We start from the raw sequence: 12,648 nt of genomic DNA, 5'->3' as shown, positions 1-12,648 counted from the left end.
AATTTAGTTCCACACTTGAAACACTGTCCGAAACCCGTGTCAAGATTGATACTCACACAAGCAGCGTTGCCATGCTGCTTGTAGTCTCTGCAATGCGGACATGTAGACCTCACCTGTCCGCTTTCTCTGCTACCCTTTATCTCCAGGTCAGAGATCGAAATTCTTTCGTATTGTTCGCTCATTGTATCAATAGTTTATCAGGCATTCCAAGACGTCTGCGTGCAATCATTTCCTCTTCAAAGTCCCATGAATCAGGAGCCACCCATGCATTGCGGATACAGCTCCAACGACGGCATACATACACCTGTGGCGGTGCAGACATTGGAACGGATTCTTTGCGTCGAGCATAGCGCACACCGTTTACAACCGTCTCATACTCACTTGGTCCTGAAGTCTGTTCTTCTTGCGTATTCATCAACAGTTTTCGTTTCGCCCGCTCAATGCCACGCCTCACAAGATCGTTGAATTCATTCTGTGTCTTGCGTCCAGGCAGCAACAGATTACGAAGATATTTCTTGGCGTCACGAGGCTTGTAGCCCTGCTCTTCATTGCATGCGCTCATGATAAGGCGTTTGTCAAACCAGCTAATGAGCTGCTTGCGAATCGTCATGTCAGAAAACAATTTTATTCCCGTTTGTCCTTCCAAAGTTTTTAGCCAGTTTTCGTCATCGAAAATAGAATTCATCTTCGTCAGAAAGACTGATGGTGCTGCTGCCTTTACTACAGCGGTAGCAGTAGTTTCACTGTCGTTATATCTTTTATCTATATTTTCTTTATCTCTATTTCTATCTTTATGTTCTATATAGTGGGGTTGCTGATTTTCAGCGAGTTGCGGCGTTATTTTTGCAACTTTTTTTGAAAATGTTGCAACTTTGTTGGAACTTTCTTGAACTTTCTTGCAACTTTCATTGACTTTCTTTGTGCTTTTCCAGCCTCCAACACACTCCTTAATTTCATCATCAGAAGGGTGTTCTGGCAAGCCGAGAGTTATACGGAGATAAGGACTGTAAAAAATGTCGTTATCCTTTGGACTGCAAAATAATCCATAGTTATTGATTATATCAAGCAAGAACTTCTTGTTCTTACCCATTGATCTGGCAAGACTTGGAATGCTGATATAACTTCCCAATCCATTCCTGCGGTCAACGAGGTACTCAAAGATGAACATGATTGCTCCACGTCCTTCAAGTCGGTGATTAATGTCTAATTTTTGCATTTCCTCACTATTAAGGAAATTTGATGATAGCATATAGTATTTCATGATTCAGTGTTAATGTTTAGCTGGATAATTTTCTATTCTCATTCTACGATTCTTGTTGTTACGTTTAAGTGAAACGTGAATCCAAAAAGAACCACCTTTTCGATATTCAAAAAGCAGTTGATCATACGGGCAATGATTCGTAATAAAGTCAAAATATTTTCTGGCTATATATGCGTTATAGCAATGTATGTCAGCAGCTTCACCAAAAAGGTGCTGAGAGTTTCCAACTCCATTAACTCGTTCGTTAAGTACAGGGCAGCGGAAACCGCTGTTAATTTTGATTACGCCAAAGTTACGGCGTAAAGGTTCTAGGATTTTTTCACACAGATTCTTTAAGTTATTAATCTGTGTTGCGTCGGGGGTGTTGTTGATGTTGTGGTTTTCAGCAGTCTCAGAACGCATCATTTCATAAAGAGTAAAATGCTCAGTAAGGCTTTTCTCTTTTGCTTGTTCAAGTGTCATAATCTTGTTAAAAAAAAGACAAAGCTACCGCTAGAGTGATTATTCGTCATCCTTTATTTAGTGGCTAAAACTTAGTCTTTGTTTATGTTAATCTTTATATTCTATATAATAATAAAACTGGATTTTCTTTATTTGCCCCTACCTTTTGCAGTAGGGGCAAATGTAATCTAATGTGGGTTATAGTTTTAATCATACTAAACTTTTTTGGTTGATTATTTCATATACAAATTTACGAAATATGCAAGCGATATAATGCAAAAAGCCGAAAACTTGAAAAAAACTCTGTACTTATTTTATTTGATTAACAGTCGAAACACTTTTTAAAAGATTTATAAAGTACACTCGTTGAAGTTTTCTTCTTTCTACGTCTCATTTGATATACGTTGTCATAAGGATTATGAGTGATTTTTTCGCCTAGCAAATCAAATACAAGGTTACATATTTCTTTGAAATTTAGTAAATTGTTATGATCTCCCTCAATAAGTTTGTTTGTATAAAGAGCATAGCAAATTTCAACAAGTTCTGATTTAGTTCCGTTCCAATAGATTTTTTGGTTATTCATTTTTTATTGTTTTGGTTATTGATTATCTACTGCAAAGGTAAGCACAATGTAAAAATCGACCATGAAATAAGCCGAATTAAACAATTCTTTACATAGTTTAAAATCTCCTAGATGCTGATAAACAGGGAATTTTATAAGAAAAACTTTTGTTGAAATAAGCAAAAAAACACTTATTTGCATGTTTCATACGTTATTTATACACAATATATTAATTTATCATAATTCATTGATTTTATCAATAGCATTATAGTAAGCATTTCTAAAGACCTTAGATGACTTGTGGTCATTAAAATTATACCCAAGGATTATAGCCAAGTCATGTTTAAACTGTTTTTGCAACTTCTTGTTATTCAGATACATAGTATCAATATAAGAAATGATGAAGTCAAAAACATGTGCTATACTCCCATACTTATCATTAATACATATTTGCGTAATATGTGCTATGTCATCAATCCATTCAATATCCTTTTCAATCTTCCATAGTAGATAAAGATCTTCATTAAATTGTATCGCCTTACTTTCAGAAATATAAAAATTCAGTTCTTGATAAATAGTCTGATTATCTTTTTCAAGATTAGATATTCGCTTCTCGAGTTTATCAATTTCAATTAAAAATTTATTTATCACTTTTGCAATCTTTTCATCTACAACTTTATCCACAACATTATTAATCACTCTCATTTCTTCTTCTAATAATTTATTATCCATTTAGTTTGCTTATTTAAAAATATGCAAGGAATATACAAATTATTAAATAAATCTAAAAATTAAAGACACACTTTATTTTGAATTTTATTCAGGTTGTGCTATCTTTGCACACAACTTCGTGGTGAAAGGAACTAGAACTCGTTTCCATTTATTACAATACTTAATCAGTATATAACAGATGCCAGATATACCACTTTAAATTGATAAAGAATTAAATATTATGCCAGTAATTCATCCTAATACACTATTTCATTTTACTCGTACGTTGACAAACTTGGAAAGCATCTTACGAGATGGCTTGAGATTTTCATATTGTTTTGAAGAGTTTGCAAACGGACACGGCATAGCCCTACCAATGGTATGTTTTTGCGATATACCATTGTTAAGAACGCCACAACATAGAAAAAGATATGGCAATTATATGGTTGGCTTATCAAAAGATTTCTTTCGACAAAAAACCGACTTCCAACTTAACCCTGTCATGTATCGTTATTCTTTACTTGTCCAAAGTATGGGAGTCGACTATTTTAAGACGCAAGTAGAGATGATTGAAAATTCGTTTTTGTATGCAATGAAATTTTATCTTGATATACGTAATTATACTGAGCTTGTTAATAAAAATGGGTTTGAAAAAGTTTTAGGTAATAATGAGGAGTTAAGACATAAAAAAGATCAAATTCTTCTTGCAAAAGCTAACATGTTGTACTTCCTTGCTTTTTCTAAACTATACGCTACAAAAAAAGATGGCAAGAGAATTAATAATTATGATGAATGCGAATGGAGATACATATATCCGAGCATAGATACCAATAACCACGATGAAGAAATGTGGAAGTTAGATATTGATAAAACAAAGTTTGAAGAGGACAAAACAGAATTAAATAAACAACTATGGAAAAAAGATGATAGTCTAATTATTCTTAATAAAGATATATGTAAGTCCATATCATTTATTGTGGTAAGAACCGACAAACAGATAGAAAAAATGATTAAGTTTATTAGAAATACTAAAACTATTTTTGGAAATCGTATTACGCAAGAAGAAAAGGATATAATAATAAGCAAAATTACATCTTTTGAAAGTATTGAAACTAATTACTAATTAGCTAAAACTCGTTTATAATTCTCAGAAGGTTGATTCGGGTATAAAAAATGGGGTAAGGAATCTGTAGCACGGTATTGAGAAAAGATTATTCCCATTCTTATATAACAGCAGATTCCCTCATAGCAGGTAAGTCACAAGTGAAAAAAGCTGCAAAGAGAACTGTTAACATCCATAGGCATATAATTTTAAGCTTGCTTTCATGGAGCTAGACACTGTAATATACAAGTTACGGTAAAAAGACTGAGCTGTTTTTTTTTGAATAACTGATAAATTTAAAGCAAATGAGTTAGAATTATTATTGCAAACTAGATTCAAATAAATCTACAGCTTTTTTAAATTCATCTTCCGAAATCTCTTTATTATCATATTTATCCATGAGCTTAAGTAACTCTAATAACGAGTTCCATTCATTTTGAAAATTATTAGCTAACACACTATCTAAATTAATATTACTAGCAAATAGTAAAGGTTGATAATGGAGATATTTATATAAAGTCCAAAATCTATGCATCCTAACATAAGACGGGATCCCCTCGCATTTTTGTATAAATTTGTCAAATTCATCATTACTGCCAAATATATCAAGATAATATGGTTCGGGGTATAACATATTCTTATTACCAGTCGAACTGCCTTTTTGTATAAAATTATAAAAATATCGCTCAGGATCTGCTTCTATTTCTTTTTTCATATATGCCAAAGCATCTTTTTGCAAAAGCCTTTTACTTGTAAATGTATTTTTAGAATCAATACAATTGCTAAATAAGACAAATCCATTATCTGACAATTTATCATTGTAATGAATAAAATAATCTAACCTTATTTTATCTATAGTTGGCACATCAATGACTAATTTATTAGCAAATATATTTCCTTTAGTAAAATCTTCTAGAAATTTAGTTATAGCATTAGACATTCTTACAACATCATTTACTTTCGCTAAAAAATTAAATATAATTTCATAAAAATCATGTATATTTGAATGTGGTTTAACTAATAAATTATCTGTATAAAGTATCTTAGATAAAAGTGAATCAGTAAATGAATTATCAGTATAAACCGTTAAATCCAAATAATTATATAAATCTAACATCGCCTTAAGATGATTTGCATCATAAAACGGTAATTCAAGCAAATATATCATTATTGGATTACATATTTCCTTTTTTAATTCATCATTTTTAATTTCTTTGCATTTTAATATAGACTTCAAGATATCGTATATAATTTTATAATCCGGAACATTACTTATGCTTCCTCCCTTAAAAGGATATACTGTATAAATATTTGATAATATTTCATATATTTGAGACTCAAATTCATTTTTATATTTTTCTTCATACAAATTATTAACTCGACTTGATAATTCAACATCACTTAGGCCACTTAATGATAGAAAATCCATTTTAGTGAATATTTTATTATCTAGTCTATACATAAAATAATTAACAAAATAGCGCTTCTTATTCAAAGAATGCCTATCATTACTATGTCTAAATAATTTATCAAATATATCTTTAATTATGTCTTGGTCGTAAACACTGTATGTACTAGTTATATTCTTCAAAGATTCGCTATTATAATTAAATGTATATTCATTTTCTGATATTAGTATACTAGCAGGCTTATTACGAAGAAACATATAAACATCATTGTACCGATAGCGAAGTAGTTCAATATAAAACATGTCAGCTATTTCGATTTCATTTTCAATTTGCAAATCTTTTATCATCTGCATAGAAATATAAAATGAGTTACGATATCGAATGACATCTCTTATATTTGTTAAGACACATGGTACAAGATACATATTCACTTTATCATTATTATTTTCTCTCATATAATAAATCATATCATGTATTATTTTATCAAGACCTTTAAACCCTAAATCATTCATGTCTTTAGACAACCTTTCTTCTAATTCAGAACATACAATACGATTTTCGTACTTTGGTAATGTGATTTCAAGGTTAAAGAATTTCTCTAGATAATTGGTTGGAGATTCTATACCACTATCCTTCAATGTTGATATTATATAGTCTTTATCATAAGCTACGATAAACTGTATGTATGGAAAGTTGGCTGTATTTCTTATTAATCTTAAAACTTCTTTTATTTCGTCTTTATCAAGTCTATCAATATCATCAATAAAAACAACAACTCTATGCTTAGATTTTTTTATATAGAATGTAATTTGCTCATACGGGCTTTTCTTGTTAGCAACAGAAAGAAAGTGTATCGTATTAAGAAAAAACTTCCACTTTATTGGCACATCACAATCTAACAAAGAACTCACATACTGATCAATAGGTATTGATATATTAGAAAGATAAGGTTTCAATTCACTTTTTAGTAAAGCAAAAAAAGACTTTATAATTAAACGTGGATTATCATCCTTCCAAGGCTCAAAATCAATAATGCTTATAGCTTCGTTGCTTTTATTAATTTGTTCATTCTGCACATTATTAATATTTTTTCCGTCTTTGCAGTCTTTTTCATATCTTTGTTTTAGCATATTTATATATGTTGTTTTACCACTACCCCATGAGCCCGATATACCTACAGCAAAACTTTGTTTTTCAAAAAAACATGTATTTATAACTTTATATACAGACTCACAGCAACCATTTCTATTATACTCATCACCTGTTTTTTTCGTTTCTTCAATTTCTAATAATGGATTGTATTTAATTTTTTTACGTTTTATACAATTTAAGTATAAACCGATTTCTGGAATAAAAACGAGAAAGATTAGATTTGTCCAAGCAAAAGAATATGTTTTATATGTTATTAAAGAGAAATTCCATTCTTTGGAAGAGAAACATATTATATATATGAGAAATAACAAAACAAAATACCAGACTCTGTTATTGTTATAATACTGGGTAAATTTAAACTTGCGATAATAATAAAGAGCTATAATAGCTCCATAGAAACTTGCTATCAATAGTTCATGACCATATAATTTTGACATTATTGGAGAAACCCATATTATAGTTATTAAATGAACCCAAAATGCTTTGAACACAATAACTGATATTATTAATGTTACTATTATTGTTGTTAAGAACATTTTTTCCTCAATAAAGCCCCATGTTTTTTTAAGAAATTCCATATAATGATTATATTAGTTTGATTAGTTTGCAAATTTAAATAATTTTATTAGTTTTGCAAAGTATATCAAGATGATATTATTAATAAACGCTTACCATTCTATCGTTTTAATGAATAAACATCAAATTATAAAAATAATAAATTGAATATCATAGAAGAATATGAAAAAAGTAGCATTCCAGTCATGTATAAGATTATCAAGTGATAAATCACAAATATTCAGAGTTTTAAACTATACTAATAGTGAAAGTGGAACTATTGAAGCGAAAAATATGAAAGGGGAAAGAGTTTTGCTTAACATATCAGAAGTTGAATTAGGAGATGCTAATGATGAATACACTTTTGACAAAAGCATCGAAGAGACCCCATTATTCTTTGAGTGACAATAGGACAATAATTATTATTACCTATATCAGGGAAAAATATACAAAGTTTATTTTGGCTCTATCCTGTTTGCATCAGGACAAATATATTTGCGTTTGTAGCTAAATAGTTGTCAAAGGCTTCAATACTATAATCGACAAGACTTACATTTTTCTATTAATAGATATGTTTATATCGATTTTTCTTTTTACTTTTGCTTTATCAGTAAAAACTAGACAATAACAATGATGCAACAAATAGAATTTTCACTAAAGGCTCAACGTAGAGGATTTCACCTGATAACAGATGAAGTAATGACACATCTACCACAATTGCCCAAAATAGGACTGCTTAATTTATTTATTCAGCATACCAGTTGTGCACTGTCTATCTGTGAAAATTGGGATAGTTCAGTACGTAGTGATATGGAAAGCATTTACAATCATCTGATCCCCGAAAATCAAAGCTACTATGAACACACACTTGAAGGGGCTGACGACATGCCAGCTCACGCAAAAAGTATTATTACAGGAGCTAGCATCAATATTCCCATCACAAACGGCAAATTGAATCTTGGCACATGGCAAGGTATTTATTTATGTGAATTCCGCAATCATGGAGGAAGTCGACATATTGTAGCTACAATTATTGAATAAAATAAGTGATGCCATTAGAGAACATTTTCTAAAAGCGACATAAATACTAACATAATAAAAAGGGGAAGTTTACAAATGTAAACGTCCCTACTCTTTTGTTCATTTAACCAATGATCTATTGACTATTTTAGATACTCATCATCACGTACCAAGACTTTCTCAATCTTACCTACATACATAGTATGGAAGTCACGTTTTGGATAACTTTCATCTCTCGTGTCTTGATAGATAAATACACAATATTGGAGTTAACCTTATTATTTGAAAATTTAATTCCGCCAACGGGTATATTATTATAGTTTTATCCCTATAAATCTAAAGCAATACTTTATAATCATTGCTATAATGAAGCATACGGGTATACCCAAAATACATACTATGGCAAGACCTGTGATTGGGGAAATTACAAATAATCCTACTAAAAATGTGAATCCAACAACAACATATGGATGTATAAAATAGAATGCAAAACTATTATCAGATAGTTTTTGTATAATACGATTGGGTCTATTGAAAATTTTCTTACTCAATGTCAATAAAAAGTAAGATATACCAACACACATTATAGGTTCCCAAAATGCATAGAAAACGGCCTGCATATTCCATCCTCCAGAGAAGTTTTCCATTTTATTACTACAACTGCCCATCGTTATGAGCATTGCTGGGATTCCAATTAATATAGCTAAAAGAAACCATGGTTTTGAGTCTTTGATATTTATATTATCCATCCATTTGTTGTGTTGGGCAACTATACCGAGTGCATACATCCCTATATATAGTGGGAAATAGCCCAGTTGCAATCCAAAAACAGTATTCCCTGTAGGAACGATAAGTCTTACAAGAAATGCTACAGCCCCACTTATAAACATGAAAAATATTATTCCCAACGTAGATGGTTTACTGCAATGAAAAAATGACACATTGGGTAACTTCTGACAAACTACATATAATGATTCAAATAATAGCAATGTAAAGACAAACCACATTGGACCTAAACCGAAACTTCCCCAACAACCATATATCCAATAATTTAGTAATGGGTTGAGAATGAAAAAATATATTGCCAGTGGAATACCTAGTCGATTAAGTCTATCAATAAGAAATACTTTAGTTCCTTTCCTATGAAAAGATGAAGGAATCAGTAGTGCGGAAATGAAGAAGAAAAGGCTCATAAAGTAGGATTGGTCTATCCCCATTGATGCAGAAAGCAATGCTTGTGTTAAACCTGTAGTTGTAACAACAGCTTTATTATACCAACCACCAGAAGCTCCAAAAGCGATAGCAGCATGATGGTAGAATACTATACATGAAAGAAAGACGCGCAAGGCATCAAGATAATAATAACGAGTTTTATTCATAAATTGTGTGTTTTTATGCTACTTTCCCTTATTTGCAGTTGGGTAGGTACTATAATTTGCCTTACTTTGGTATCACCTTTTATCTGCGATAATAGCAGTTCGCAAGCTGACTGCCCCATTTGGTACGTTTGATGGCATACAGCCGACAATTTAGGTTCCACATAATTGGCATGCTCCTCATCAGTGTATCCGATGATAGCGACATCATTGGGAATATTGAGATGATGACTCTTGATAACATCAATTGCTGCAAAGGCAAGAGTATCATTCATAGCAAGTATTGCATCGGGGGGATTGGGTAATGACAATAATTGTTGTGCAGCTATTTTACCTTCCTGATAATCTATTTTTCTGCATACCACTAATTCTTTTTCTATAGGTATTTTGTTGGCACGCAATGCTTCCAGATAACCATGTTTTCTCCTTCTTACTATATCAAGATGATTAGGACCACCAATAAAAGCAATGCGGTGACTGCCATTGTCTATAAAGTGCTGCGTAGCCATTTGAGCAGATTTTTCTCCGTCAGCTATTACCGTAGAAAACTTATCCGGCATACAGGTGCGGTCGAACAGAACTACCGGCATATTAATGTCTTTGAGTGCAAGAAAATGCGAATAATCTGTTGTGTCTTGTGACAGACATGCGATGATGCCCTCTACCCTCATATTAACAAGATTCTCTATGTTGCGTTTCTCATGTTCACTATTTTCGCTACTTGTGGTTATAATAACAAAATATCCATTAGCCACAGCCGTCTCTTCAATACCTTTAACTATAGAAGAAAAAAAATGAGTAACAATATCAGGCACAATCAAACCTATTGTACGTGGAGCATTTTTGCGCAGACTCATTGCAAAAGGATTGGGACGATAATTCATATCTTTAGCTAGTCTTTTCACTTTTTCACATAGCTCGTCGCTTATCTCAGGACTGTTTTTCAACGCCCTGGATATTGTAGGTATAGACACACCTAGCTTTTTTGCCATATCCTTCATGGAGATATATTTCTTGCTTTCCATCTGTAGTAAATCGTTTAAGTGCACAAATGTACAAAAATAAATAAATTAATAAGTATAAGAAACTAGTTTTAACGTAATCCATTACGTTACGTTTTGCTTATCATTAAAATTGTAGGTGCTTTATTTATCTTTATCTTTGCGACGTAATAACTAAATAATAAACAACTATGCAATATCATGAAATCGGTAAAACCGGTATGAAAGTATCTTCTCTTGGTTTTGGTGCCTCTTCTTTGGGTGGCGTATTCCATGACCTTAAAGAAAAACAGGGCATCGATGCTGTCTTTACTGCGATAGAATCGGGTATTAACTTTATTGATGTATCTCCATATTATGGATATTACAAGGCCGAAACGGTACTTGGCAAGGCTCTTAAAGATATTAAGAGAGACAAATATTATCTTTCTACAAAGGTTGGAAGATACGGCGAAAACGGCAAAAACACCTGGGATTATTCTGCAAAGAGAGTCACCGCCAGTGTTTATGAAAGTATGGAACGCCTAAATGTGGATTATCTGGATATTATCAATGTACATGATATTGAATTCGCAGATCTTCATCAGGTGGTAGACGAGACTTTGCCTGCTCTTGTTAAGTTGAAAGAAGAAGGCGTTGTAAAGCACGTCGGCATAACAGACCTGCAACTCGAAAACCTTAAATGGGTCATTGACCGTGTGCCAGAAGGTACTGTAGAATCAGTACTCAACTTTTGCCATTACTGTCTGTGTGATGATAAACTTGCTGATTTCCTTGATTATTTCGAACAGAAAGGAGTTGGAATCGTTAATGCTTCACCTCTGTCTATGGGATTACTCACAGAAAGAGGAGTACCAGATTGGCATCCTGCACCAAAGCCATTGATTGAGGCTTGCGCCAAAGCTGCCGAATATTGTAAGACGAAGAACTTCCCTATTGAAAAACTCGCTATGCAGTTCTCTGTAAGTAATGACAGAATAGCAACAACACTCTTTAGCACAACTAACCCAGAGAATGTGAAGAAAAACATTGACTCAATAAATGAGCCAATAGATTGGGACTTGGTGAAAGAGGTAAGAGATATTATAGGTGATCAGCAACGTGTGAGTTGGTCTAATACATAAGAGACATGTATTATCATATTATAGACGCACATTCTCACCTGTGGCTTAAACAAGACACAATGGTGAATGGAAAACAGATAAAGACATGCAACAACGGAAGGTCTATGTTTATGGGCGAGATGCGCCAGATGTTGCCACCGTTTATGATAGACGGAAAAAACAGCGCTGAAGTATTTCTCTCTAACATGGATTATGCTCAGGTTGAGGCAGCTGTGGTTACTCAAGAATTCATAGACGGATGTCAGAATGATTATCTTGCTGATGTAGCATCACGCTTCGGCGATAGATTCTTTGTATGTGGGTTATGTGATTATCACAGAGGAGGTTACCTAGAAGAAGCTAAACAATTAGTTTCAAAGGGATTTAAAGCTATAACCATCCCAGGTCATAGATTGCAGACAACCGATGATCGCATAAAGCTTAACTGTGAAGAAATGATGCAGATGTTCCATTATATGGAGGATAACGGCATCATTCTCTCCTTGGTATTAGAGGAAGGCACGACTCAGATACCAGAAATCAAAGAAGTGATTGAAGAGTGTCCAAATCTGAAAATAGCTGTGGGACATTTTGGAATGGTTACTTGCGATGGATGGAAAGACCAGATAATGCTTGCCCGCAATGAGAATGTCATGATAGAATCGGGCGGTATAACATGGCTCTTTAACGATGAATTCTATCCTTTCAAGGGAGCTGTAAAAGCAATACGTGAGGCTGCCGACCTAGTTGGTATGAATAAACTGATGTGGGGATCAGACTATCCACGTACAATTACAGCTATAACCTATCGTATGTCGTACGACTTCATTACAAAGTCTTCTGATTTTACCGAACAAGAAAAATGCCTATTCCTTGGTGAGAATGCGCGTAAGTTCTATGGATTCGGTTCTTTCCCGGAGATACCATATATTAAAAACATGTCTGAATAAACATT

General features: G+C 32.8%; 13 protein-coding genes and 1 pseudogene. 5 read left to right on the top strand and 9 right to left on the bottom strand.

Annotated features, from left to right (window positions below; all coding sequences use genetic code 11):
• From B045_RS15340 to B045_RS0109285, 5 genes are all read right to left on the bottom strand, one after another.
• Positions 1-182: hypothetical protein (locus tag B045_RS15340; protein ID WP_154650141.1), on the bottom strand; the 182-nt coding region annotated here is incomplete at its 3' end.
• On the bottom strand, positions 179-1,261 hold the full coding sequence (locus B045_RS0109300) for a DUF7833 domain-containing protein (protein WP_026234384.1): 1,083 nt from the start codon (positions 1,259-1,261) through the stop codon (positions 179-181). The genes B045_RS0109300 and B045_RS15340, both read right to left, overlap by 4 nt.
• A gap of 9 nt (positions 1,262-1,270) precedes the next feature.
• A complete protein-coding gene (locus B045_RS0109295; protein WP_018463999.1) occupies positions 1,271-1,723 on the bottom strand; it encodes a D-Ala-D-Ala carboxypeptidase family metallohydrolase in 453 nt (150 codons plus the stop codon).
• A 301-nt stretch (positions 1,724-2,024) separates the two neighbouring features.
• Positions 2,025-2,285, bottom strand: coding sequence for an RteC domain-containing protein (locus B045_RS0109290; RefSeq protein WP_018463998.1), 261 nt, complete (start codon positions 2,283-2,285; stop codon positions 2,025-2,027).
• Between the two features lie 216 nt (positions 2,286-2,501).
• Entirely contained in the window at positions 2,502-2,996 is a 495-nt protein-coding gene (locus B045_RS0109285) for a hypothetical protein (protein ID WP_018463997.1), read from the bottom strand.
• A 220-nt stretch (positions 2,997-3,216) separates the two neighbouring features.
• Here B045_RS0109285 and B045_RS0109280 point away from each other — a divergent pair, with 220 nt between their 5' ends.
• Positions 3,217-4,098: an abortive infection system antitoxin AbiGi family protein gene (locus tag B045_RS0109280; protein WP_081618620.1), complete on the top strand. Its 882-nt coding sequence runs from the start codon at positions 3,217-3,219 to the stop codon at positions 4,096-4,098.
• Positions 4,099-4,396: 298 nt separating this feature from the next.
• On the opposite strand, the gene B045_RS0109275 is transcribed toward B045_RS0109280, so the two are convergent.
• Positions 4,397-7,216 carry a KAP family P-loop NTPase fold protein gene (locus tag B045_RS0109275; RefSeq protein WP_018463995.1) on the bottom strand — a complete coding sequence of 940 codons (2,820 nt, stop codon included), beginning with the start codon at positions 7,214-7,216 and terminating at the stop codon, positions 4,397-4,399.
• Positions 7,217-7,376: 160 nt separating this feature from the next.
• Here B045_RS0109275 and B045_RS0109270 point away from each other — a divergent pair, with 160 nt between their 5' ends.
• Positions 7,377-7,598, top strand: coding sequence for a hypothetical protein (locus B045_RS0109270; protein ID WP_018463994.1), 222 nt, complete (start codon positions 7,377-7,379; stop codon positions 7,596-7,598).
• A gap of 225 nt (positions 7,599-7,823) precedes the next feature.
• Positions 7,824-8,234, top strand: a complete 411-nt coding sequence (locus B045_RS0109265; protein WP_018463993.1) for a secondary thiamine-phosphate synthase enzyme YjbQ — start codon at positions 7,824-7,826, stop codon at positions 8,232-8,234.
• A 122-nt stretch (positions 8,235-8,356) separates the two neighbouring features.
• Here B045_RS0109265 and B045_RS15665 read toward each other — a convergent pair.
• The 3 genes and pseudogenes from B045_RS15665 to B045_RS0109255 form a co-directional block, all read right to left on the bottom strand.
• Positions 8,357-8,461, bottom strand: a pseudogene (locus B045_RS15665) (flavin reductase family protein); the annotation flags it as partial.
• A 66-nt stretch (positions 8,462-8,527) separates the two neighbouring features.
• Entirely contained in the window at positions 8,528-9,592 is a 1,065-nt protein-coding gene (locus B045_RS0109260; RefSeq protein ID WP_018463992.1) for an acyltransferase family protein, read from the bottom strand.
• The gene (locus B045_RS0109255; RefSeq protein WP_018463991.1) at positions 9,589-10,614 is read right to left on the bottom strand and encodes a LacI family DNA-binding transcriptional regulator; all 1,026 of its coding nucleotides are present in this window, start codon (positions 10,612-10,614) and stop codon (positions 9,589-9,591) included. Before B045_RS0109255 ends, B045_RS0109260 begins: the two co-directional genes overlap by 4 nt.
• 167 nt (positions 10,615-10,781) lie before the next feature.
• Between B045_RS0109255 and B045_RS0109250 the strand changes: the two genes are divergently transcribed.
• Both B045_RS0109250 and B045_RS0109245 read left to right on the top strand, forming a co-directional pair.
• A complete protein-coding gene (locus tag B045_RS0109250; protein ID WP_018463990.1) occupies positions 10,782-11,714 on the top strand; it encodes an aldo/keto reductase in 933 nt (310 codons plus the stop codon).
• A gap of 5 nt (positions 11,715-11,719) precedes the next feature.
• The gene (locus tag B045_RS0109245; RefSeq protein WP_018463989.1) at positions 11,720-12,643 is read left to right on the top strand and encodes an amidohydrolase family protein; all 924 of its coding nucleotides are present in this window, start codon (positions 11,720-11,722) and stop codon (positions 12,641-12,643) included.
• The last annotated feature ends 5 nt before the right edge of the window (positions 12,644-12,648 follow it).

This window comes from Segatella paludivivens DSM 17968 = JCM 13650, from assembly GCF_000373185.1.
Classification (GTDB): Bacteria; Bacteroidota; Bacteroidia; order Bacteroidales; family Bacteroidaceae; genus Prevotella; species Prevotella paludivivens.
Note: the sequence above shows the minus strand (reverse complement) of the source record. Positions and strands in the feature narration are given on the sequence as shown.